Below are 22,577 nucleotides of genomic sequence, written 5' to 3' on the forward strand. Positions count from 1 at the left end.
ATTAATCTGCGCCGACAAGGGTGGAGACCACGCCATTCCACACCGTGCGGCCTTTGCCGGGGAGCGGCTCGGCATGCCAGCTGAGGGTGGTGTGGCGGCGGCTGGTGGAAATATTCATCGCCGCGTGCACGCCGCCGTAGCTGCGTTTTACGGGTTTCCTGCCGACTGCGCCGGCACTGATGGTCCAAGCCTTGATATTTGATTCCGCCATTTTGATCTCCTTTCGTCTTTGCGTATCTCTTCTATTGCAAAGGGTGTGCCAGCTTGCTAAGTCATTGATAAATATAGATTCATGGAAATCAATGATTGTGGTAAATTATCTGTAAAGATAAATATTTATACGCAATGAAAAAGAAGATCGTCATCCTGGGTTTCCTCGGTTCGCAACTGGACGGCGGCCCGCGCACCCCGGCGCGCTGGGAGAAATGGCGTCCGAGCATCTCCCTCCTGCAGCACGAAGACCTGGTGGTCGACCGCTTCGAGCTGCTGGCCAGCGCCCACCACGACAGCCTGGCGCGGCAGATCGAGGAAGACATGCACGCCATTTCGCCCGAGACTGTCGTGCAGCGCCACACGCTGCCGATCAGCGACTGGTGGGATTTCGAGGACGTCTACAGCCAGCTCTTCGACTTCGCCCGCAATTACCGCTTCGATACCGAGAACGAGGAATACTGGGTACACATCACGACCGGCACCCACGTCGCGCAGATCTGCCTGTTCCTGATGACGGAAGCGCGCTATTTCCCCGGCCGCCTGCTGCAAACTTCGCCGCCACGACGTGCAGTTCCCGGCAAAACCGGCGACTACGTCCTGATCGACCTGGACCTGTCTCGCTACGACCAGATCGCGCAGCGCTTCTCCAACGCGCAGCGCGAAGGCGTGGAATTCCTGAAATCCGGCATCGCCACCCGCAACCCCCATTTCAACCTCCTGATCGATGAGATCGAACATGTGGCGGCACGTTCGCGCGCGCCAATGCTGCTGATGGGGCCAACCGGCGCCGGCAAGTCTTTCCTGGCGAGGCGCGTGTACGAGTTGAAAAAGGCACGCCACCAGGTCGATGGCGCCTTCGTCGAGATCAACTGCGCCACGCTGCACGGGGACGGCGCCGGCTCAACCCTTTTCGGCCACGTGAAGGGCGCCTTCACCGGCGCTGCATCGGACCGTCCAGGCTTGCTGCGCACTGCACACAAAGGCTTGCTGTTCCTCGACGAGATCGGCGAGTTGGGACTGGACGAACAGGCCATGCTGCTGAAGGCAGTCGAGGAGAAGCGCTTCCTGCCAATGGGCGGCGACCATGAAGTACGCAGCGATTTCCAGCTGATCGCCGGCACCAACCGCGACCTGGCGCGCGAAGTGGCAGCTGGCCGCTTCCGCGAAGACCTGTTCGCCCGGATCAACCTGTGGACCTACTCCCTGCCCGGCCTGGGCGACCGGCCGGAAGACATCGAGCCCAATCTGGACTACCTGCTGGCGCAGTTCGGCGCAGAGAACGGTTCGATGGTGCGCTTCAATACGGAAGCGCGCCAGCAGTACATGCGCTTTGCGGCATCGCCGGACGCGCTATGGAACGGCAACTTCCGCGACCTGTCCGCTTCGGTCACGCGCATGGCAACGCTGGCCGATGCAGGACGCATCACGGCGCCGATCGTCGCAGCGGAAGTCGCGCGCCTGCAGCGCCAATGGCAGCCGCTGGCAGAAGGCGTGAAGGCCGTTGTCACGCTCGACGGATTGTTCGGCCAAGAGGCGCTCGAGCAGATCGACCTGTTCGACCGCATGCAGCTTGAATCCGTGATCGCCATTTGCCGCCAGTCGAAGACCATGTCCGACGCCGGCCGCAAGCTGTTCGCGGCCTCGCGCCTCGGCAAGGCAAAACCGAACGACGCGGACCGCCTGAAAAAGTACCTGGCCCGCTTTGGCCTTGCGTGGGAACAGGTCAGCTAGACCTTCGCGCGCACGTGGCAGGTGTTGAAGCGTTCGCCCTGCTCGAAACCTATCGTCACCGGCAGGAAATGCGTAATGACTTCCGCATTGGTGATGGCGTGCTGAGACACGTGGTCCAGCGTGTAGGCGCCTCCGCCTGCCAACGCCATCGGCAGCATTACCTGGTCACCCAGATGCTCCCCCACAGCGGCTCCCGAGGCCAGGTAACGCCGCGCCTCCAGCGCCGGCTCGCGTGCGACTGCCTCGGCGCGGACACCGCGATCCCCGATCGCTGAGAACACTTCCGTCACGGTCTCGCTCTCAATCGTCAGCATGATTGCGTTGCCTGGGCTAGCCGACGACGGCGACAGCACTTCGCGCAGTTGTTCGCCTTCCCACCCCAGCAGGTTACGCACGGTCGCGTATTGGCGTTGCGCCACCTGAGCCGGCAGGCGCGCCGCAATCGCCTGCGCGTAGGCTTGCAGCAAGCCGCCACGGTCGAGGAGGTCGAACCGACGCAACTGCTTGCAGGGCCAGACATTGGCCGAGATACCGCCTCCGCCAGCCGGATAGAAGCCATAACGTTCAATATCAATCTCGACGTCCGCCCCCATGGCCGCGAGCACGCGGCAGTAGGCTCGTTGCAGGAATTCGGCTGGCGGCGCCTTGGGATTATGCGTGCCTCCCGTGACCGTCACGACGGTCGGCTGTTCAGCGAACAGCAAGGCAGGAATCAGGGTTTGCAGCACCAGCGTTGTGCTGCCGGCAGTGCCGATATCGAAGTCGTATACGCCCCCGGTCACACGGCCGGGTGTGAATTCCAATGACGTTGAGCCGACTTCGGCGTGGGTGACAGTCGCTGCGCAGGCAATAGCTGCTGCGCGTACCGCCGACAGGTGCTGGCGCCGCAAGCCGGGTGGCTGGCGATTGGCGCGGATATTCCGGATGCGGAAAGCCTGGCCGGTGATCATCGACAGAGTCAGCGACGTGCGCAGGATCTGCCCACCACCTTCGCCCGTCGAACCGTCCAGTTCAATCATCGCGCACCTCCCTGCCGGCATTATGCTGCTGCCGGAAGGGAGGCGGCGCACGAACATCAGTAAGTGTTAAGTGCCTTCGAGAACTTAATCAACCACAAGCGGCTTGGACGCTCGCGGTCATCGCCGCGCGCAACACGGATCGTGTTGGCCGCGTTGCAGCCGGCTGCATTGCTCGTGATGATGGTGCCGTTCGCATCGACATTGCACTTGGTGACGTCGGCATCCGCAACAGCGTCGCCGGATGGCGTGAAGATCTTGGTCTTGAGACCGAAGTCATTGTCATTGGCCAGAGCCAGCGTGTTGCCGTCAACGATGGTCAGGCCTTCCGCCTTTTCAGCCAGCCAGCCGATGGCGTTCAGATCCAGCAGAAGGGTTTTCTTCAGCGTGACCACCTTTGACCAGTCGGCGCCATTGACCGCCACTGCGCCCATCGAACTCTTTTCCAGGTCGGAGGTGGCCGGGTTGTATGCAGCGGCGTTGATGTCGGTCGCGCCGCCGATTTCCACCAGCATCAATCTGTTGAATACCTTGCCGCCCGGTGCTGCGCCTTGCTCGATCACGATGAACTTGCCGTTGCCCAGTGCGACCATATCGCCCAGCTTCGCGTTGCCCGTGCGGCCATCCGCGTAGTCGGCACCATTCAATGGATAGGCAAACATGCGGCCAGTCGTACCGGTGGCTGGATCGAATTCGATCCAGCGGGTGAAGCGTGCAAAGCGTTCCACCTGCTCGTTCTTGCCGGTCACCGAGTACAAGGCGCTGCCGTCGGTCAAGGGGCTTTGCAGGAAGCCGTGCAGCTTGTCGGTCGCAGTGTCGAGCGCCATGCCCTCCATGCCGCGGTTGGCGCGGCGCTTGGCAAGGATCGCAGGCAGGCCGCTGCCTGGAGCATAGCGCGACTGGATCACGCCGTTCGCGGCATCGATCTTCACGATGAAGGGACCGTATTCATCTGACACCCACAGCGCATTGCGCTTCTTGTCGAAGGCGATGGCTTCGGTATCGAGGCCATTCACGCTATACACCGCCTTGGTCGTGGCATCGTATTTCATCGCATCGAAGACCGGCACTTCAGCGGAGTTGCCCAGCGTGCCGGCCGGGATGGCCAGGCCGGAGCTGTTGGTATTCGCAGAGACCTTGATCGGCAGCGTGGAGTTCAGCACCGCGCCGCCCTTGCCGACCGTGATGACGCCGATCGATGGCGTGAAGCTTGGCGAAGGGAAGATCTTGGCGCCCATGGTGCCGCTGCCGCCGGGATTAGGGACGTTCGGACCATCGCCATTCGGACCGCGGTCGGTCAGGCCATAGAATTCCAGGTCACCGTTAGCGGTCGTGCCTTTGAACGCCAGTGCAGAGCCGTAGGACGGCAGGAAGCCCAATGGGAAATCGGCCTTCACCTTGGCATTGCTGCCTTCGTATGGAATGTAGAAGCTGTTCGCAGCCTGGACCTGGTAGCGCGTTACGGTGACCGTGGCACCCGCCTGGGTAAAGGTTTCCTGCACCGGCGTGCCGACCCTGGATGCCAGCGTGTCTTCGAAGTGTTCGCGCACCAGTTGGCGGCGGTCGTCATCGACGCCGCGCGCAGCATACGCAGTGCCGGCAGCAACCAGGTTGGCAGCCATGGCCTTGTTGAAGTCTGCTGTCGCGGCGCCGAAATCGGCCGACTTGCCGGCCAGCGCAGCCTTCACTTCGGCCGTGATCCTGATGCCATTCGAGGGATCATTGTCTTCATCCAGCAGCTGCAGTGCCAGCAGGCGGTTCACGACCTTCACATCCTTGACGTCGGACGCGCCGGCCAGTTGCAGCGGGGTGATGATGGGCGCGCATGCAGCGCTGCCCAAGGCAAGGCCGCCTACGCTGAAGCTGACGGTGTCGCCTTCCTTGCAGGTGAACTCGCCTTTGGCGCCGGTTGCAGCCTTGGCAGCCGTGCCGGCCACGTAATCCGCGCCTTCCACGGCGCCGTCGACGAAGGCACCGTTGACCGAGAGTTTGACGGGTTCATTGCTGCCGCCGCCGCCGCAGGCGGCAAGTGCGACAGCAAGGGGAAGGAGCGACAGGGATTTCATGCTGGCCTCTGGAGTTTAAAAGGCGCAGCTTAACGAGAGGAAGTGACCTGCCGATGACACAAAAGCAAAAAGGCCCGCTATTCAGCGGGCCTTTTTGGCTTGTTACTTAGTCTGACGATAACCTACTTTCACACTGGTTGCAGCACTATCATCGGCGCAGAGTCATTTCACGGTCCTGTTCGGGATGGGAAGGGGTGGGACTGACTTGCTATGGTCATCAGACTGACCGGTACTTGGTTCGCGCTTGGCGCGTCACCAGGAATTATTAGCTTGACGATAACCTACTTTCACACTGGTTGCAGCACTATCATCGGCGCCAAGTCGTTTCACGGTCCTGTTCGGGATGGGAAGGGGTGGGACCGACTGGCTATGGTCATCAAGCATGACTTGTGTGCAGCGCCTTATGTGAATAAGCGCGCCGCGCAATCTGGGAAGAAGTAAAGTTGGGGTAGTGTTCTCAAACACTGTGTAAGTGCTACATAACCGTCAAGGTTATAGGGACAAGCCGTACGGGCAATTAGTATCAGTTAGCTTAATGCATTACTGCACTTCCACACCTGACCTATCAACGTCCTGGTCTCGAACGACCCTTCAAGGAGCTCAAGGCTCCGGGAAATCTCATCTTAAGGCAAGTTTCCCGCTTAGATGCTTTCAGCGGTTATCTCTTCCGAACTTAGCTACCCGGCAATGCCACTGGCGTGACAACCGGTACACCAGAGGTTCGTCCACTCCGGTCCTCTCGTACTAGGAGCAGCCCCCTTCAAATTTCCAACGCCCACGGCAGATAGGGACCAAACTGTCTCACGACGTTTTAAACCCAGCTCACGTACCACTTTAAATGGCGAACAGCCATACCCTTGGGACCGGCTACAGCCCCAGGATGTGATGAGCCGACATCGAGGTGCCAAACTCCCCCGTCGATATGAACTCTTGGGAGGAATCAGCCTGTTATCCCCAGAGTACCTTTTATCCGTTGAGCGATGGCCCTTCCATACAGAACCACCGGATCACTATGTCCTACTTTCGTACCTGCTCGACTTGTCGGTCTCGCAGTTAAGCACGCTTATGCCATTGCACTATTAGCACGATGTCCGACCGTACCTAGCGTACCTTCGAACTCCTCCGTTACCGTTTGGGAGGAGACCGCCCCAGTCAAACTGCCTACCATGCACTGTCCCCGATCCGGATCACGGACCAAGGTTAGAACCTCAAACAAACCAGGGTGGTATTTCAAGGATGGCTCCATAGGAACTGGCGTCCCTACTTCAAAGCCTCCCACCTATCCTACACAGATTGGTTCAAAGTCCAATGCAAAGCTACAGTAAAGGTTCATGGGGTCTTTCCGTCTAGCCGCGGGTAGATTGCATCATCACAAACACTTCAACTTCGCTGAGTCTCGGGAGGAGACAGTGTGGCCATCGTTACGCCATTCGTGCAGGTCGGAACTTACCCGACAAGGAATTTCGCTACCTTAGGACCGTTATAGTTACGGCCGCCGTTTACTGGGACTTCAATCAAGAGCTTGCACCCCATCATTTAATCTTCCAGCACCGGGCAGGCGTCACACCCTATACGTCCACTTTCGTGTTTGCAGAGTGCTGTGTTTTTATTAAACAGTCGCAGCCACCAGTTTATTGCAACCTTTTCGCCCTTCCACAGTAAAGTGGTCAAGCTACCGAGGCGTACCTTATCCCGAAGTTACGGTACCAATTTGCCGAGTTCCTTCTCCCGAGTTCTCTCAAGCGCCTTAGAATACTCATCTCGCCCACCTGTGTCGGTTTGCGGTACGGTCTCGTATGACTGAAGCTTAGAGGCTTTTCTTGGAACCACTTCCGATTGCTTCGCGAGCAAGCTCGCTCGTCCCAGTCCCTTGAATTACGCGCCCGGATTTGCCTAAGCGCCTTCTATGAACCAGGAACTGCCTATTCCAACAGGCAGACAACCTTCCGCGATCCGTCCCCCCATCGCATCATACGACGGTGCAGGAATATTAACCTGCTTCCCATCAGCTACGCATCTCTGCCTCGCCTTAGGGGCCGACTCACCCTGCTCCGATGAACGTTGAACAGGAAACCTTGGGCTTACGGCGTGCGGGCTTTTCACCCGCATTATCGCTACTCATGTCAGCATTCGCACTTCTGATACCTCCAGCATCCTTTACAAGACACCTTCGCAGGCTTACAGAACGCTCTCCTACCATATCCTTGCGGATATCCGCAGCTTCGGTGACTGGCTTAGCCCCGTTACATCTTCCGCGCAGGACGACTCGATCAGTGAGCTATTACGCTTTCTTTAAATGATGGCTGCTTCTAAGCCAACATCCTGACTGTTTTAGCCTTCCCACTTCGTTTTCCACTTAGCCAATCTTTGGGACCTTAGCTGGCGGTCTGGGTTGTTTCCCTCTTGACACCGGACGTTAGCACCCGATGTCTGTCTCCCAAGCTCGCACTCAACGGTATTCGGAGTTTGCAATGGTTTGGTAAGTCGCGATGACCCCCTAGCCATAACAGTGCTCTACCCCCGTCGGTGATACTTGAGGCACTACCTAAATAGTTTTCGGAGAGAACCAGCTATTTCCAAGTTTGTTTAGCCTTTCACCCCTATCCACAGCTCATCCCCTAATTTTTCAACATTAGTGGGTTCGGTCCTCCAGTGCGTGTTACCGCACCTTCAACCTGGCCATGGATAGATCACTTGGTTTCGGGTCTACACCCAGCGACTGGCGCCCTGTTCGGACTCGATTTCTCTACGGCTCCCCTATCTGGTTAACCTCGCCACTGAATGTAAGTCGCTGACCCATTATACAAAAGGTACGCCGTCACCCCTTACGAGGCTCCGACTGTTTGTATGCACACGGTTTCAGGATCTATTTCACTCCCCTCCCGGGGTTCTTTTCGCCTTTCCCTCACGGTACTGGTTCACTATCGGTCGATTACGAGTATTTAGCCTTGGAGGATGGTCCCCCCATGTTCAGACAGGATTTCTCGTGTCCCGCCCTACTTGTCGTACGCTTAGTACCACCGCCTGGATTTCATGTACGGGGCTATCACCCGCTATGGCCAGAGTTTCCAATCTGTTCCATTATCCAAACGACTATCACGTACAGGCTCTTCCCATTTCGCTCGCCACTACTTTGGGAATCTCGGTTGATTTCTTTTCCTGCAGCTACTTAGATGTTTCAGTTCGCCGCGTTCGCTTCACACACCTATGTATTCAGTGAGTGATGACCTATAAGGCCGGGTTTCCCCATTCGGAAATCTTCGGATCAAAGCTTGTTTGTCAGCTCCCCGAAGCTTATCGCAGACTTCTACGTCCTTCATCGCCTGTAATCGCCAAGGCATCCGCCATGTGCACTTATTCACTTGTCCCTATAACCTTGACGGCTACAGGTTCAAGCACTTACTACTGTGTTTGATGAGTTTTACTACTACCCTAAGTAATATCTTTCGATATCGCTTAATAAAACTTTTACTTCTTCCAGATTGTTAAAGAACGGTACTACTTAAACCTAAGCGTTTGCGCTTACGTTTAACCAGTATCTAACAACAGCCGATAAGTGTGAACGTTTGAGTCTGATGCCGACTCTAGAAAGGAGGTGATCCAGCCGCACCTTCCGATACGGCTACCTTGTTACGACTTCACCCCAGTCACGAATCCTACCGTGGTAAGCGCCCTCCTTGCGGTTAAGCTACCTACTTCTGGTAAAACCCGCTCCCATGGTGTGACGGGCGGTGTGTACAAGACCCGGGAACGTATTCACCGCGACATGCTGATCCGCGATTACTAGCGATTCCAACTTCATGTAGTCGAGTTGCAGACTACAATCCGGACTACGATACACTTTCTGGGATTAGCTCCCCCTCGCGGGTTGGCGGCCCTCTGTATGTACCATTGTATGACGTGTGAAGCCCTACCCATAAGGGCCATGAGGACTTGACGTCATCCCCACCTTCCTCCGGTTTGTCACCGGCAGTCTCATTAGAGTGCTCTTGCGTAGCAACTAATGACAAGGGTTGCGCTCGTTGCGGGACTTAACCCAACATCTCACGACACGAGCTGACGACAGCCATGCAGCACCTGTGTGCAGGTTCTCTTTCGAGCACTCCCAGATCTCTCCAGGATTCCTGCCATGTCAAGGGTAGGTAAGGTTTTTCGCGTTGCATCGAATTAATCCACATCATCCACCGCTTGTGCGGGTCCCCGTCAATTCCTTTGAGTTTTAATCTTGCGACCGTACTCCCCAGGCGGTCTACTTCACGCGTTAGCTGCGTTACTAAGTCAATTAAGACCCAACAACTAGTAGACATCGTTTAGGGCGTGGACTACCAGGGTATCTAATCCTGTTTGCTCCCCACGCTTTCGTGCATGAGCGTCAGTTTTGGCCCAGGGGGCTGCCTTCGCCATCGGTGTTCCTCCACATCTCTACGCATTTCACTGCTACACGTGGAATTCTACCCCCCTCTGCCAAACTCTAGCCTCGCAGTCTCCATCGCCATTCCCAGGTTAAGCCCGGGGATTTCACGACAGACTTACGAAACCGCCTGCGCACGCTTTACGCCCAGTAATTCCGATTAACGCTTGCACCCTACGTATTACCGCGGCTGCTGGCACGTAGTTAGCCGGTGCTTATTCTTCAGGTACCGTCAGCAGTCGTGGATATTAGCCACGACCTTTTCTTCCCTGACAAAAGAGCTTTACAACCCGAAGGCCTTCTTCACTCACGCGGCATTGCTGGATCAGGGTTGCCCCCATTGTCCAAAATTCCCCACTGCTGCCTCCCGTAGGAGTCTGGACCGTGTCTCAGTTCCAGTGTGGCTGGTCGTCCTCTCAGACCAGCTACTGATCGTTGCCTTGGTGAGCCTTTACCTCACCAACTAGCTAATCAGATATCGGCCGCTCCAGGAGCACAAGGCCTTGCGGTCCCCTGCTTTCATCCTTAGATCGTATGCGGTATTAGCGTAACTTTCGCTACGTTATCCCCCACTCTTGGGTACGTTCCGATATATTACTCACCCGTTCGCCACTCGCCGCCAGGCCGAAGCCCGCGCTGCCGTTCGACTTGCATGTGTAAAGCATGCCGCCAGCGTTCAATCTGAGCCAGGATCAAACTCTTCAGTTCAATCTCTGTTTTTCGATATTGCTATCGAGGTCACTCACTCAAAATACTGACGAAATCTCTTTCGAGATTTACGTTTATTTTGTGCGAGCGTTATAACGTATATTTTGAGCATCGGACCCGAAGGTCCTGGCACATCGTCAAACGCCCACACTTATCGACTGTTGATTTTTAAAGATCGCTGCCTTGTATTGTCGACGAAGCGTTGTGTTCGTCAGCAGCAGAGAAGCGAGATTATGCGGTACAGCGTGCAACTCGTCAACCCCTTCTTTTTCGCTTCGCTGCGTTGTCGTTTGACTGCGCTGCGTTGCGAGGGACAGAACTATAGCCGACCGGCGGCGTCCGCGCAAGGGTAAAATGTCAGGTTTCGCAAATCGGTTTCGCTGCTGTCATGACTATCCTGCTTTCCACCCTCAACGCGCGCTACACCCACGCCTCGCTCGGGCTGCGCTACCTGCTCGCCAATATGGGAGAGTTGCAGGCGCAGACGCGCATCCAGGAATTCGTGATCGGCGCGAAGACGACCGAGATGGTGGAGCGCATTCTGGCGGCGCAGCCGAAGATCGTCGGTTTCGGCGTCTATATATGGAACATCGAAGAGACCTGCCGCCTCGTTGCGACGCTGAAGCGCGTGGCGCCACACCTGGTCATTGTTCTCGGTGGACCGGAAGTCTCTTATGAGACCGGCGAACAGGAAATCGCGCGCCTGGCCGACTACGTCGTTACCGGCTGGGGCGACGTGACCTTCCCTAAATTGTGCGGCGAAATCCTGAACGGCCCGAAGCCCTTGATGAAGGTGCACGCAGGCGTGCAGCCGCCCATGGCGGAGATCAAGCTGCCATATTCGATCTACTCGGATGAAGACATCGCGCACCGCACCTTATATGTAGAAGCCTCGCGCGGCTGTCCGTTCAAGTGCGAGTTCTGCCTGTCGTCGCTGGACAAGACCGCGTGGCCATTCAATATCGAGACATTCCTGGCAGAGATGGAGGCGCTGCACGCCCGCGGCGCCCGCACCTTCAAGTTCGTAGACCGCACCTTCAACCTGAATATCAAGACCAGCCTGAAGATCATGCAGTTCTTCCTGGATAAGCTGGCCGCCGCGCCAGACGATCCCGTATATGCCCACTTCGAGCTGGTGCCGGATCATTTGCCGGATGCGCTGAAGGAAGGCATCGCGAAGTTCCCACCCGGGACGCTGCAATTCGAAATCGGCATCCAAAGTTTCAACCCTGTGGTGCAGGCGAACATCTCGCGCAAGCAGGACAACGCAAAGGCCGCCGACAATATCCGCTGGCTTTGCGAGCATTCGGACGTGCACATGCACGTCGACCTGATTGCCGGCCTGCCGGGCGAAACCGTCGAGAGCTTCGCGGAAGGCTTCGACAAGCTGTGGGCCTTGGGCCCGCATGAAATCCAGTTCGGCATCCTCAAACGGCTGCGCGGCACGCCGATCATCCGCCATACGCAGGAATTCGGGATGGTGTACGACCCCTACCCGCCATATACGATCCTGGCCAACCGCGATGTTGATTTTTCAACCATGCAGCGCCTGGTGCGGTTCGCGCGCTACTGGGATCTTGTAGCGAATTCGGGACGGTTCACGCATGCCGTGCCTGTGCTGCTGGGTGACACTCCGTTTAAATCGTTTATGGCGTTTTCTGATTGGCTTTATGCCAACACGGACGCGACGCACAGGATTGCGCTGGACCGGCTGGCAGTGATGGTCGGGCGCTGGCTGGGGGTTGCCGGCATGGACGCTGCGGCGGTAGCAGAGCTGCTAGCGCGCGATGGGCACGGCGTAAAACAGAAGTCGGCGGCGCCTGCGAGCGCTGCGCCGGCGCGGCAGGTGCGGCACCTGGCAGCGTGACCCGCGCCGAGTGGCGCGACAGGCGAAACTCTTTTACACTGGTGGCATGCCTATTGCTCAAGAGCCAACGTTATCTATCAGCCCAGACGGGCGCACGGTTTCAGCCGGGGGAACCTGGCAAGTCAGTGCACTCGCCAGCAAGCGGGTAATGAAGGCGATATCCGGTTGCCTGGATCATGTGAAAGATATCCACGCAGTCGAGTGGGACTTGAGCGGTGTTGAAATGCTGGACCATGTCGGCGCGCAACTGCTGTGGAGCGCCTGGGACTACAAGCGCCCGGCCAAGCTGAAACTGGTCAACGGCCAGGAAGAAATCTTCAAGCGCATCGAGACCGCCGGCAAGCTGGAAATGCCGCGCCCGCGCAAGGAGCGCTTCGGCTGGGTGACCACGCTGGGCTTTGGCGTCCTGCACTTCCTCGAACATATGCGGGGCTTCGTGCAGTTGATTGGCTCGGTGGTGCAGGACGTGGGGCGCTTTGCCACGCAACCGATGCGCGGGCCATGGCGCGAAATTTCGGCCAATATTTTCCACGCCGGTTTCCAGGCGCTGGGCATTACCGCGCTGGTCGGCTTCCTGATCGGCGTGGTGCTGTCTTACCTGTCGGCGCAGCAGCTCCGTAATTTTGGCGGCGACATTTACCTGGTCAACCTGCTCGGCATGTCGATCGTGCGCGAACTGGGCCCATTGATGGCGGCGATCCTGGTGGCGGGCCGCTCCGGATCGGCCATCACGGCGCAACTGGGCGTGATGCGCGTGACGGAAGAACTGGATGCGATGCTCGTCATGGGCATTTCGCACGGCTACCGCCTGATCATGCCCAAAGTGCTTGCGCTGGCGATCTCCATGCCGCTGCTGGTGATCTGGACCGACGCGGCGGCGCTCATCGGCGGCATGATTGCTGCGAAAGTGGAGCTGAACCTGTCGATCCGCTACTTCATCATGAAGCTGCCGCAGGTCGTGCCGCTGGCGAACTACTACATCGGCCTGTTCAAGGGCGCGGTGTTCGGCATGCTGATTGCGATGGTGTCCTGTCACTTTGGCCTGCGCATCGAACCGAATACGGAAAGCCTTGGCCGCGGCACCACCACTTCGGTGGTCACGGCGATTACGGTGGTCATCCTGGCGAACGCGGTATTTGCGATCGTCTTCAATGGAGTGGGTTACTGATGAACGACCTGCCACAACAAGAAGAGGAAAACTGCGGCTGCCCCGAGAGCGAGAGCAAGCTGACGCTCGATGGCAGCGTGCCTGCGGTGGAGATCACCAACCTGCAGACCAAATTCGGCCGCACGGTCATCCACAATGACCTGAACCTGACCATCGAGAATGGCGAAATCCTGTCGATCGTGGGCGGATCAGGCACCGGCAAGACCGTGCTGCTGCGGCAGATGCTGGGACTGGAACGCCCAACCAGGGGCTGCGTGCGCGTCTTCGGCGAGGACATCACGGTCGCTTCCCAGGGCCACCTGCAGGAACTGCGCAACCACTGGGGCATGCTGTTCCAGCAGGGCGCGCTGTACTCCGCCTTGACGGTGTTCGAGAACGTGGCGCAGCCGATGATGGAACTCGGCACCCTGCCCCCGCACCTGATCCGCGATGCGGTGCTGCTGAAAATGAATATGGTGGGCCTGGGGCCGGAACATGCGAACAAGATGCCGAGCGACCTGTCGGGCGGCATGATCAAGCGCGTGGCGCTGGCACGCGCCTTGGCGCTGGAGCCGAAGCTGCTGTTCCTGGACGAGCCTACCGCCGGCCTGGACCCGGACCTGTCGGAGAGCTTCGTGTCGCTGATCAAGTCCCTGCACCGCGAGCTGCGCCTGACCGTGGTAATGGTGACGCACGACCTGGATACGCTGTTCGCGCTGTCCACGCGCATTGCGGTGCTGGCGGAAAAACATGTGTTGGCGATCGGGCCGACCCGCGAGGTGATCAAGACCGATCACCCGTTTATCAAGGAATTCTTCCTGGGCGACCGCGGCAAGCGCGCGCTGGAGGCCCTGGAATAAGGAGCAAGGCATGGAAAACAGATCACACGCTTTGATGACAGGTATCTTCACGATCTCGCTGCTGATTGCGGCGATCCTGTTCGGCATCTGGTTCAATCGCGACCGGGTAAAGTATGACCCTTACCTGATTGCGACCACGCAGTCGGTGCCCGGCCTGAACCCGCAGGCGGCGGTGCGCTATCGCGGGCTCGAAATCGGCAAGGTGGACGACATCGATTTCGACCCCAAGCTGGCCGGCCAGATCCTGATCCACCTGAGCATCGACCCGGCAACGCCGATTACCAAGACTACGTATGCGACGCTGGGCTACCAGGGCGTGACCGGCATTGCCTATATCCAGCTGGACGACGAATCTGTCGGCTCTCCGGCGCTGGCGACCAGCAAGCAGAACCCGAGCCGCATCCCGCTGCAACCGGGCCTGTTCGACCAGCTTGAAAAGCGCGGCACGGCAATCCTGGAAAAGGCGGAAGAAGTAGGCAAAAAACTGGATACCCTGCTCAGCCCGGATAACCAGAAGACGATGCTGGCCGCCTTCAGCGACGTGAGCGAGGCAGCCAACTCTTACAAGGACCTGGCGGCGAAGCTGGATCCGGCCGTGCAGAAGATCCCAGCGCTGGTGGAGCACGGCGACCGCGCCCTGCAGTCGGTGGATACACTGGCCAACGAAGCAAGCAAGGTGGCGCGCACGCTGCAGGGGCCGGACGGCGCCGTGCAGCGCATCACCGCCTCCGTCGATCGCGCGACGACTTCCGTCGAGGCGGTGGCCAGCGGGGTGGAGCTGGAAACCCTGCCGGGCGTGACCGGGCTGGCCGACGAGACCAAGTCTTCCATGCGCGCCATTCGCCGCACCATGAATAATATTAGCGATCGCCCTTCGAGTATCCTGTTCGGCGCCCCCGGCACGCCGCCGGGACCGGGCGAACCTGGCTTTGACCCGACGGGAAAATAAAGGCAAACAAGGACCAGCAATGAAGAAAAACAAACTCCTGATCGCCGTTGCAGCTGCCGCCGCGCTGGCCGGCTGCGCCAGCAAGGGCCCGCAGCCGACCTCCTACGACTTCGGGCCGATGGGCGCACCGTTGCCGGCAGCCAGCCTGGCGTCCGCCACCGCAGGCAGCAGCGGCACCGACGGCACCAATGGCAGCAATGGCAGCAATGGCGCCGCCGGCCCGGCGGCTGGAATCCCGGCCCTGGTCGTATCCGACGTGAGCGGGCCGGCTTCGCTCGACACGCAGCGCATGTTCTACCGCCTGATGTATGCCGACGCCCGCCAGTCGCGCCCTTATGCCTACAACAACTGGTCGGTGACGCCGCTGCAGCTGCTGTCGCAGCGCCTGAAAGCCCGCATCGCGCAAGCCGGCGTCAAGGTCGTGTCGACCACCGACGCGGCCGGCGGCCTGCCCCTGCTGCGCCTCGAGGCAGACGAGTTCTCGCAGAACTTCGACAGCGCCACCCGGAGCAGCGCCAGCATCACCCTGCGCGCCTCGGTATTCCGCAACCACAAGCTGGTCGACCAGCGCACCTTCAGCCGCACTGCGCAGGCACCGAGCGCCGACGCGGCAGGTGGCGCTAGCGCACTGGCCGAAAGCACCGACGGCATCGCCGCCGACATCCTGGCCTGGCTGGCAAGCATGCCCAAGTAAACCATGAGCGAAGAAGCGCCCGCCCCAGCTCCCGCGCCGACGCCTGCCCCGGCCCCCAAGCCGCCGGTACGTACCGGCTCACCGGTGGCACGTGCCACCCTGCTCGCCTATACGGTGCTGATCGTGTATGCGAGCTGGTTCCCCTTCTCCGGCTGGCAGAACCAGGGGCTGTCGCCGCTGATCTTCCTTGAATGGACTTCGCTGCCGCGCTATTGGACGGGCTTTGATGCCGGCATCAACGTGATCGGCTACATCCCTTTCGGCATGCTGCTGGTCTATGCGATGCGGCCCAGGATCACCGGCTTCTGGGCCTTCCTGCTGGCCAGCATTGCCGGCATGCTGGTCTCCGGCACGATGGAAGCGGTGCAGACCTACCTGCCGACCCGCGTTTCCTCCAACCTGGACTTCTACACCAACAGTGCAGGTTCGATCATCGGCGCCTTCATCGGCGCGCTGACCGCGCACAAGCTGATGGACACCAGCAACGCCTACAAGCTGCGCCAGCGCTGGTTCGCCCAGCACGCCAGCCAGGGCCTGGTGCTGGTGGCGCTATGGCCGCTGACCCAGATCTACCCGCAAGGCTTCCTGTTCGGCCTGGGCCAGCTGCTGCCGATCCTGTCCGAGTGGCTCAGCGAATTGCTGGACATGGAGATCGACCTGGCTGCCATGGTGCGGCCGGACGTGACGCTGACGGTGGAGCAGTACTGGCTGTCCGAGACCATCGTTACCGCCTGCGGCATGGTGGGCGCCGCCCTGACCCTGCTGTGCATCCTGCGCAAGCCGGCCCCGCGCGCGCCGCTGGTGGCCCTGCTGGTGGTCGCCGCCGTGCTGGTGAAATCACTCTCGACCGCGCTGCAGCTCGGCCCCGACTCGGCTTTCGTATGGGTCACGCCGGGCGCGCAGGGCGGCTTCCTGATCGGCGTGATCATGCTGGGCGGGCTGATTTTCGCGCCCCACGTGGCGCAGCGCCGGCTGGCGGTGGCGACGCTGCTGCTCAGCCTCCTGATCGTCAATACCACCCCGACCAATCCCTACTTCAGCGAAACGCTGCAGACCTGGGTGCGGGCGAAATTCCTCAACTTCTACGGCGCGGCCCAGTTCCTGTCGCTGGCGTGGCCATTGGCAGCCCTCTGGTACCTTTGCCTCCCATCGCACAAGCTGAACAAGGAAACCCGGGAAACCCCGGTAAAATAAGCGCCTGCATTAAGAAAGGCTTCAGATGAGCGACAACCAATACTACAAGCATCACGTGTTCTTCTGTACGAACCACCGTGATGACGGCCGCGAAAGCTGCGGCCCGCGCGGCGCCGAAGCCGCACAAAAGCACGCCAAGAAACGCTGCAAGGAACTCAACCTGAACGGCGAAGGCAAGGTACGCATCAATTCCGCCGGTTGCCTGGACCGCTGCGAACACGGCCCGGTCGCCGTGGTCTACCCCGAAGGCACCTGGTACACCTACGTTGACACTGCCGACATCGACGAAATCGTCGACAGCCACCTGGTCAACGGCAAAGAAGTAGAGCGCCTGAAAATCAAATGATGAACAAGAATTCCGAGAAGTTTTCGCTGCAGGGCGGCGCCGGCCTGATGGAAGGCCTGATCGACATGCCGGCCGGCACACCGAAAGGCATCGCCCTGGTGGCCCACCCGCACCCGCTGTACGGCGGCACCATGGAAAACAAGGTGGCACAGACCCTGGCGCGCACCTTCGTGGCGCTGGGCTATGTGGCCGCACGCATCAACTTCCGCGGCGTAGGCGCCTCTGAAGGCGTGCATGACCACGGCCACGGCGAAACCGACGACATGATGATCCTGTACCAGCACATGGTGCAGCGCTTCCCCGGCCTGCCGGTGTCGCTGTCGGGCTTCTCGTTCGGCACTTTCGTGCAATCGCACCTGGCGCAGCGCCTGGCCGCTGCCGGCACCCCGGCGGAACGCCTGGTGCTGGTCGGCACCGCCGCTGCCAAATGGCAGATTGCCGACGTACCGGCAGACACCATCCTGATCCACGGCGAGAACGATGAAACCATCCCGTTGATCGACGTGCTGGATTACGCACGCCCGCAGGACATTCCTGTGATCGTGATTCCCGGCGCCGACCATTTCTTCCACCGCAAGCTCGGCCACATCAAGAACTGGGTGATCGCCTTGTGGGGATCGAAAGCACAATGATTTCCCCCGCAACCCCTACTCGTAAGAACAAGCACCAATGAAAAAGATCATCGCTGCACTGGCAACCAGTGTGCTGCTCATGACTTCCGCGGTGGCGCAAACGCTGCCGCCGCCGACCATCGCCGCCAAATCCTGGCTGCTGCTGGATTCTTCCAGCGGCCAGGTGATCGCCGCCCAGGACCCCGATTCGCGCGTGGAACCGGCGTCCCTGACCAAGATCATGACCGCCTACCTGACCTTCCAGGCCATCAAGGACAAGAAGCTGACCCTGGACCAGAAGGTGAACGTGTCGGTCAAGGCTTGGAAAGTGGACTCCAGCTCGTCGAAGATGTTCATCGACCCGGCCACCCCGGTCTCGATCAACGACCTGCTGTACGGCCTGATGGTCCAATCCGGCAATGACGCCGCCGTGGCACTGGCGGAAGCCGTAGCCGGCGACGAATCGACCTTCGTCACCCTGATGAACCGTGAAGCGCAGCGCATGGGCATGGCCAATTCCCACTTCGCCAACGCGCACGGCCTGCCATCGCCGGAGAACTACACCACCGCGCGCGACCTGTCCGTATTGGCGCGCCACGTGATCCAGGATTACCCTGAGTTCTACAAGATCGATTCGGTGAAGAGCTTCACCTACAACAAGATCACCCAGCAGAACCGCAACCGCCTGCTGTGGCTCGACCCGACCGTCGACGGCATGAAGACCGGCCATACCGAATCGGCCGGCTACTGCATGGTGGCTTCGGCCAAGCGCCCGGCCGGCAACCTGGAGCGCCGCCTGATCTCGGTGGTGATGGGCACCAACTCCGACGGCACCCGTACCGCGGAAAGCCAGAAGCTGCTGAACTGGGGCTTCCAGAACTTCGACACCGTGAAGCTGTATTCCAAGGGCCAGGCTGTCTACACCCCGGAAATCTGGAAAGGTTCGCAGGCGACCGTGAAGATCGGCTTCACCAACGACGTGCTGGTGACCGTGCCAAAGGGCGTAGCAGCCAAGATGAAGCCCCTGCTGGAGCGCAAGGACCCGCTGGTGGCGCCTATCGCGGCCAATTCCCGCGTCGGCACGCTGAAGATGATGGTGGATGGCAAACCGCTGCTGGAACTGCCGGTAGTGGCGCTGGAAACGGTTGACCAGGCTTCGATCTTCGGCCGCGCATGGGATTCCGTGCGCCTGTGGATGAAGTAATGGCGAAACTGGGCCTTTCCCGCATCGTCGCGGGCATGTGGCGCATGACCGAATGGGACATGACGCCGCAGCAGCGGCTGTCCTTCATCGAGCAGTGCATCGCGCTGGGCGTGACTTCCTTCGACCATGCCGACATTTACGGCGGCTATGGCGTGGAAGGCCTGTTCGGCGAAGCGCTGGCGTTGAAGCCTGCGCTGCGCGAGCAGATGCAGATTGTGAGCAAGTGCGGCATCAAGCTGGTTTCCGGCCGCCGCCCGACGCATACCATCCAGCATTACGACACCAGCTCAGCGCATATCGTGGCGTCGGTGGAGAATTCGCTGAAGGAGCTGCGCACGGATTACCTGGACTTGCTGCTGATTCATCGTCCCGATCCTTTGATGGACTTCGATGAGGTGGCAAATACGTTCCAGCGCTTGCGGTCCGAGGGGAAGGTGCGGGAGTTCGGGGTGTCGAACTTTTCGCGGCATCAGTTCGAGACGCTGAACAAGCGTGTGCCGCTGGTGACCAACCAGGTGGAGTTTTCTCCGCTGCACCTGGAGCCGATGTTTGATGAGACTTTCGATGGGCTGCAGGACCTGGGCGTGCAGCCGATGATCTGGTCGCCCCTGGGCGGCGGTCGCTTGTTCACCGCCGGCGACGAGCAGGGTGAGCGGCTGCGCTTGAAGATCAAGGAAGTGGCGGATGAATTGAATCGTCCGTTTGCGAGCGTGGTGTTTGCGTGGATTATGCAGCTGCCTTGCAGGCCGGTGCCATTGACCGGCTCCGGCCGCATCGAGTCGATCCAGGTGGCGGTGGAGGCCACGCAGTTTTCGCTGAGCAGGCCGCAGTGGTTTGAGATCCTGCGCGCGGCGCGGGGGCATGAAGTGGCCTGAAAAACCGATACGCGGCGGCCGCTGGACAGGTGTCAGACCCTGCGGGTCTGACACCGAATTACCGGTTTTGGTCAGTCATCCGGAAAAACCTGCGGCGGCGCAATCCCGCGCCATCCAGCACGCCAAGCCAGATTCAGCCCCACGGTGAACGCAATGTACACCACAAAGAACAGCACAAAGTAATAAGCCCGCAGCCAGACCAGCAGCCCCACATTCACCGCCAGCAGCACCAGCGCCGCGGTGGACTTCTTCTGCTTCGAGCTAGGGAAGCGAATGGTCGACACCATCAGGCTGCCCACCACAAACAACAGGGCTACGACGAAATACCCCTCAAGGCTCGAATCCGGAAACTCCGGCCACGCCACCACCACCGACGCCACGCAAGCCGCGCCCGCGGTAATCGGCATCCCCACGAAGTACTTCGGATCGGTCCGCCCCACATTCACATTGAAGCGCGCCAGCCGCAGCGCACCGCAAGCCACGAAGAAGAACGCCGCAATCCCGCCAATCCGCAGCAGGGTCGGATCCGCCGGCCCCATTTGCACGAAGCCATAGCAGTACAACAGCACCGCAGGTGCGCAGCCAAAGTTCATCACGTCGGCAATCGAGTCGAGCTGCACGCCGAAGTCGGAACCGGTACCGGTGGCGCGCGCCACGAAGCCATCCAGCGCGTCGAAGATCCCGGCCAGCACCAGCAAAGCGGCCGCCAGGCGGTAGTCCTGCGCCAGCCCGAGATGGGCGTTGTCGACGGAAATCACAATGCTGGCAAAGCCGCAGGCGATCGAGAGCAGCGTTACCGTGCTTGGTAAGGCAAATTTGGCGCGTTGGAGTCGCTGATGTCGTTGAGTATTCAAATTAAGGCAATGATGATCAAAAAAGAAAGGCTATTTTACCCTGCTCGAGGATTTACAAAAGAAACACATATTGCCTGAAATTGGCATAGAATCGCGCCATAAAGGAGTTCATTATGAATACCCTCATTAAATGGCACCAAAAGCCGATAGCCCTGCTGGTCGCAGCCTTGCTTACCGCTTGCGGTGGCGGCGGCGGCGGTGACAGTTCCGCACCGCCGGTGCTGACCCCGCCGGTGACCAATCCGCCAACGACAGCGTGCGTTGTATCGCCGACCGGCCTGCCCGGCGCCACGGGCGACACGGCCATCGACGGCTTCAACTGGTTCAATTACCGCCGCGCCGACATTGGCCTGGCTATGCTGTCGTGTAATGAATTCCTGAACAAGGCCGCCCTGGCCCACTCGAACTACCTGCGCCTGAATAACATCGTGTCGCACGACGAGGTGCCTGGCAACCCAGGCTTTACCGGCGCGACGTTGCCGGACCGCCTGGCCAGCGCCGGCTACATCCTGGGCGAGAACAACTATGCCTATGGTGAAGTGATTTCCGCTGCCAGCGACCGCTCTGGCTTCTACCACGCGGAAGAACTGATCGCTGCGATCTATCACCGCTTCGTGATCTTCGAACCCCAGTTCCGCGAGATGGGTACTGGCGCCTCGACCTCGGGCAGCGGCTACACCTACTTCACATCCGACATGGCGACCCACAACGGCTTTGGCGCCGGGCTGGGTAAAGGCAACACTGTTACCTACCCGAAGAATGGCCAGGTTTCTGTCCCGACCTCGTTCGACAGCGATACCGAATCGCCCGATCCGGTGCCGAACCTGAATCGTGTCGGCTACCCGGTCAGCATTCACTCGGATATCACCACCACCGACGGCATCAAGGTGACGGCGGCAAACTTCACGATCCGCCCGCGCGGAGGTTCGCCGCTCGCCACGCGCCTGTTGACGAGCGCGACGGACTCCGAACACACGCGGAAACAGTCCGCAGCCATTGTTCCGCTGACAACGCTGCTGTCCAACACGACGTATGACGTCAGCTTCGTGGGCACGGTCGACGGCATCGCCGTGACGAAAAACTGGTCATTTACGACAAAATAGAGTCCCGCCCCTAGCCCACATCGGGACAGAGTGCTAAATTCTGTCCTGATGAACAAGCTTCTTTCCAGCGCACCAATACGCCAGCGCCTCGACATCGAGGAGGGACTGGACCGCCTGATGGGCGAACGTGCGCTGTATCTTCAAATCCTGCGCCGTTTCCTGCAGGACTATCGCGATTCCTGTGAACGTATCCAGTCGCTGCTCGCGCAGCAGCTGGACGCCAAGGCGCAACTGGCAGCGCACTCGCTGAAAGGTTCCGCCGGCCTGATTGGCGCGCAGCTGGTGCACGACCAGGCGGTGCTGGTGGAAAACGCGATCGCCGACGGCGCCGACCCGGCCGCCCTGGTAGAGCAACTCGCAGTGCTGCTGCGCGAGACTTGCGGCAGCATCGACGATCTTTTACGCGAGCATGGCGACAAAGCCGCATCGAGCGAAACGCCGGCAATCGATCCCGCGCAATTGCGCGCACTGATCGAAGAACTGGTGGGACTGTTGCGTGAGGGTGATGGCGCGGCCATCGACCTGGTGGAGAAATCGGCGACGATCCTGGCAACTGCGCTGGGCGTGCCGACCTTCCAGATGATTGCGGCGGCTACGCATGCATTCGATTTCGAGACTGCGCTGGACGTGCTGGAGATGGAACTCTAGCCGCTATCAACCTGAGAAGTGCGCCTCTTCATCGAAGGAATCCGCGCACTCCTTGCCGCAGAACCGGCGCACTGCATCCA

The 22,577-nt window shown here is 59.7% G+C and carries 17 protein-coding genes and 4 rRNA genes; 13 read left to right on the forward strand and 8 right to left on the reverse strand.

Features of this window, described 5'->3' with window-relative positions:
* Position 1: 1 nt before the first annotated feature.
* Positions 2 to 211 (reverse strand): hypothetical protein, encoded by a 210-nt coding sequence (locus ACN9MW_RS30955; RefSeq protein WP_426166242.1) that lies wholly within the window; start codon positions 209 to 211, stop codon positions 2 to 4.
* A 134-nt stretch (positions 212 to 345) separates the two neighbouring features.
* Here ACN9MW_RS30955 and rtcR point away from each other — a divergent pair, with 134 nt between their 5' ends.
* Positions 346 to 1,944: an RNA repair transcriptional activator RtcR gene (gene rtcR / locus ACN9MW_RS30960; protein ID WP_426166245.1), complete on the forward strand. Its 1,599-nt coding sequence runs from the start codon at positions 346 to 348 to the stop codon at positions 1,942 to 1,944.
* Here rtcR and rtcA read toward each other — a convergent pair.
* From rtcA to ACN9MW_RS30990, 6 genes are all read right to left on the reverse strand, one after another.
* Positions 1,941 to 2,963, reverse strand: coding sequence for an RNA 3'-terminal phosphate cyclase (gene rtcA / locus ACN9MW_RS30965; RefSeq protein WP_426166248.1), 1,023 nt, complete (start codon positions 2,961 to 2,963; stop codon positions 1,941 to 1,943). The two genes, rtcR and rtcA, sit on opposite strands and share 4 nt — an antisense overlap.
* A gap of 56 nt (positions 2,964 to 3,019) precedes the next feature.
* Positions 3,020 to 5,026, reverse strand: a complete 2,007-nt coding sequence (locus ACN9MW_RS30970; protein ID WP_426166251.1) for an esterase-like activity of phytase family protein — start codon at positions 5,024 to 5,026, stop codon at positions 3,020 to 3,022.
* 109 nt (positions 5,027 to 5,135) lie between these two features.
* Positions 5,136 to 5,248 (reverse strand): 5S ribosomal RNA (rrf, locus tag ACN9MW_RS30975).
* Between the two features lie 46 nt (positions 5,249 to 5,294).
* A 5S ribosomal RNA gene (rrf, locus tag ACN9MW_RS30980) occupies positions 5,295 to 5,407 on the reverse strand.
* A 115-nt stretch (positions 5,408 to 5,522) separates the two neighbouring features.
* Positions 5,523 to 8,394 (reverse strand): 23S ribosomal RNA (locus tag ACN9MW_RS30985).
* 220 nt (positions 8,395 to 8,614) lie between these two features.
* Positions 8,615 to 10,145: ribosomal RNA gene (locus ACN9MW_RS30990) — 16S ribosomal RNA — on the reverse strand.
* Together the 16S, 23S and 5S rRNA genes form the textbook arrangement of a ribosomal RNA operon.
* A gap of 388 nt (positions 10,146 to 10,533) precedes the next feature.
* Between ACN9MW_RS30990 and ACN9MW_RS30995 the strand changes: the two genes are divergently transcribed.
* The 10 genes from ACN9MW_RS30995 to ACN9MW_RS31040 are packed head-to-tail and all read left to right on the forward strand — an operon-like array spanning position 10,534 to position 19,892.
* Complete coding sequence (locus ACN9MW_RS30995) at positions 10,534 to 12,012, forward strand: DUF4080 domain-containing protein (protein ID WP_426166254.1); 1,479 nt, start codon at positions 10,534 to 10,536, stop codon at positions 12,010 to 12,012.
* Between the two features lie 46 nt (positions 12,013 to 12,058).
* Entirely contained in the window at positions 12,059 to 13,180 is a 1,122-nt protein-coding gene (locus ACN9MW_RS31000; RefSeq protein ID WP_426166257.1) for an MlaE family ABC transporter permease, read from the forward strand.
* Positions 13,180 to 14,019 carry an ABC transporter ATP-binding protein gene (locus tag ACN9MW_RS31005; RefSeq protein WP_426166260.1) on the forward strand — a complete coding sequence of 280 codons (840 nt, stop codon included), beginning with the start codon at positions 13,180 to 13,182 and terminating at the stop codon, positions 14,017 to 14,019. Before ACN9MW_RS31000 ends, ACN9MW_RS31005 begins: the two co-directional genes overlap by 1 nt.
* Before the next feature lie 10 nt (positions 14,020 to 14,029).
* The gene (locus ACN9MW_RS31010) at positions 14,030 to 14,968 is read left to right on the forward strand and encodes an MlaD family protein (protein WP_426166263.1); all 939 of its coding nucleotides are present in this window, start codon (positions 14,030 to 14,032) and stop codon (positions 14,966 to 14,968) included.
* Between the two features lie 19 nt (positions 14,969 to 14,987).
* Positions 14,988 to 15,662: an ABC-type transport auxiliary lipoprotein family protein gene (locus ACN9MW_RS31015; protein WP_426166266.1), complete on the forward strand. Its 675-nt coding sequence runs from the start codon at positions 14,988 to 14,990 to the stop codon at positions 15,660 to 15,662.
* Between the two features lie 3 nt (positions 15,663 to 15,665).
* Positions 15,666 to 16,856 carry a VanZ family protein gene (locus ACN9MW_RS31020; protein WP_426166269.1) on the forward strand — a complete coding sequence of 397 codons (1,191 nt, stop codon included), beginning with the start codon at positions 15,666 to 15,668 and terminating at the stop codon, positions 16,854 to 16,856.
* 25 nt (positions 16,857 to 16,881) lie between these two features.
* A complete protein-coding gene (locus tag ACN9MW_RS31025; protein WP_055932001.1) occupies positions 16,882 to 17,202 on the forward strand; it encodes a (2Fe-2S) ferredoxin domain-containing protein in 321 nt (106 codons plus the stop codon).
* A complete protein-coding gene (locus tag ACN9MW_RS31030) occupies positions 17,202 to 17,834 on the forward strand; it encodes an alpha/beta hydrolase (RefSeq protein WP_426172349.1) in 633 nt (210 codons plus the stop codon). The genes ACN9MW_RS31025 and ACN9MW_RS31030 overlap by 1 nt, the downstream gene beginning before the upstream one ends.
* A 37-nt stretch (positions 17,835 to 17,871) precedes the next feature.
* Complete coding sequence (locus tag ACN9MW_RS31035; RefSeq protein ID WP_426166273.1) at positions 17,872 to 19,017, forward strand: D-alanyl-D-alanine carboxypeptidase family protein; 1,146 nt, start codon at positions 17,872 to 17,874, stop codon at positions 19,015 to 19,017.
* Positions 19,017 to 19,892: an aldo/keto reductase gene (locus ACN9MW_RS31040; RefSeq protein ID WP_426166277.1), complete on the forward strand. Its 876-nt coding sequence runs from the start codon at positions 19,017 to 19,019 to the stop codon at positions 19,890 to 19,892. Before ACN9MW_RS31035 ends, ACN9MW_RS31040 begins: the two co-directional genes overlap by 1 nt.
* A gap of 71 nt (positions 19,893 to 19,963) precedes the next feature.
* On the opposite strand, the gene pssA is transcribed toward ACN9MW_RS31040, so the two are convergent.
* Entirely contained in the window at positions 19,964 to 20,746 is a 783-nt protein-coding gene (gene pssA / locus ACN9MW_RS31045) for a CDP-diacylglycerol--serine O-phosphatidyltransferase (protein WP_426166280.1), read from the reverse strand.
* A gap of 113 nt (positions 20,747 to 20,859) precedes the next feature.
* On the opposite strand from pssA, the gene ACN9MW_RS31050 reads away from it, so the two are divergent.
* Both ACN9MW_RS31050 and ACN9MW_RS31055 read left to right on the forward strand, forming a co-directional pair.
* A complete protein-coding gene (locus ACN9MW_RS31050) occupies positions 20,860 to 21,849 on the forward strand; it encodes a CAP domain-containing protein (protein ID WP_426166283.1) in 990 nt (329 codons plus the stop codon).
* Positions 21,850 to 21,897: 48 nt separating this feature from the next.
* On the forward strand, positions 21,898 to 22,497 hold the full coding sequence (locus ACN9MW_RS31055; protein ID WP_426166286.1) for an Hpt domain-containing protein: 600 nt from the start codon (positions 21,898 to 21,900) through the stop codon (positions 22,495 to 22,497).
* Positions 22,498 to 22,577: the final 80 nt, after the last annotated feature.

This window comes from Pseudoduganella sp. R-34 (assembly GCF_049904655.1).
GTDB lineage: Bacteria > Pseudomonadota > Gammaproteobacteria > Burkholderiales > Burkholderiaceae_D > Rugamonas.

What these genes read in the sequence shown, in the direction of transcription:
- ACN9MW_RS31040 (WP_426166277.1), top strand. Translation starts at nt 19,017, where the DNA reads ATGGCGAAACTGGGCCTTTCCCGCATCGTCGCGGGCATGTGGCGCATG.
- ACN9MW_RS31020 (WP_426166269.1), top strand. Translation starts at nt 15,666, where the DNA reads ATGAGCGAAGAAGCGCCCGCCCCAGCTCCCGCGCCGACGCCTGCCCCG.
- ACN9MW_RS31025 (WP_055932001.1), top strand. Translation starts at nt 16,882, where the DNA reads ATGAGCGACAACCAATACTACAAGCATCACGTGTTCTTCTGTACGAAC.
- ACN9MW_RS31000 (WP_426166257.1), top strand. Translation starts at nt 12,059, where the DNA reads ATGCCTATTGCTCAAGAGCCAACGTTATCTATCAGCCCAGACGGGCGC.
- ACN9MW_RS31035 (WP_426166273.1), top strand. Translation starts at nt 17,872, where the DNA reads ATGAAAAAGATCATCGCTGCACTGGCAACCAGTGTGCTGCTCATGACT.
- ACN9MW_RS31050 (WP_426166283.1), top strand. Translation starts at nt 20,860, where the DNA reads ATGAATACCCTCATTAAATGGCACCAAAAGCCGATAGCCCTGCTGGTC.
- rtcR (WP_426166245.1), top strand. Translation starts at nt 346, where the DNA reads ATGAAAAAGAAGATCGTCATCCTGGGTTTCCTCGGTTCGCAACTGGAC.
- ACN9MW_RS31030 (WP_426172349.1), top strand. Translation starts at nt 17,202, where the DNA reads ATGAACAAGAATTCCGAGAAGTTTTCGCTGCAGGGCGGCGCCGGCCTG.
- ACN9MW_RS30970 (WP_426166251.1), bottom strand. Translation starts at nt 5,026, where the DNA reads ATGAAATCCCTGTCGCTCCTTCCCCTTGCTGTCGCACTTGCCGCCTGC.
- ACN9MW_RS31010 (WP_426166263.1), top strand. Translation starts at nt 14,030, where the DNA reads ATGGAAAACAGATCACACGCTTTGATGACAGGTATCTTCACGATCTCG.
- ACN9MW_RS30995 (WP_426166254.1), top strand. Translation starts at nt 10,534, where the DNA reads ATGACTATCCTGCTTTCCACCCTCAACGCGCGCTACACCCACGCCTCG.
- ACN9MW_RS31005 (WP_426166260.1), top strand. Translation starts at nt 13,180, where the DNA reads ATGAACGACCTGCCACAACAAGAAGAGGAAAACTGCGGCTGCCCCGAG.
- rtcA (WP_426166248.1), bottom strand. Translation starts at nt 2,963, where the DNA reads ATGATTGAACTGGACGGTTCGACGGGCGAAGGTGGTGGGCAGATCCTG.
- ACN9MW_RS31055 (WP_426166286.1), top strand. Translation starts at nt 21,898, where the DNA reads ATGAACAAGCTTCTTTCCAGCGCACCAATACGCCAGCGCCTCGACATC.
- ACN9MW_RS30955 (WP_426166242.1), bottom strand. Translation starts at nt 211, where the DNA reads ATGGCGGAATCAAATATCAAGGCTTGGACCATCAGTGCCGGCGCAGTC.
- ACN9MW_RS31015 (WP_426166266.1), top strand. Translation starts at nt 14,988, where the DNA reads ATGAAGAAAAACAAACTCCTGATCGCCGTTGCAGCTGCCGCCGCGCTG.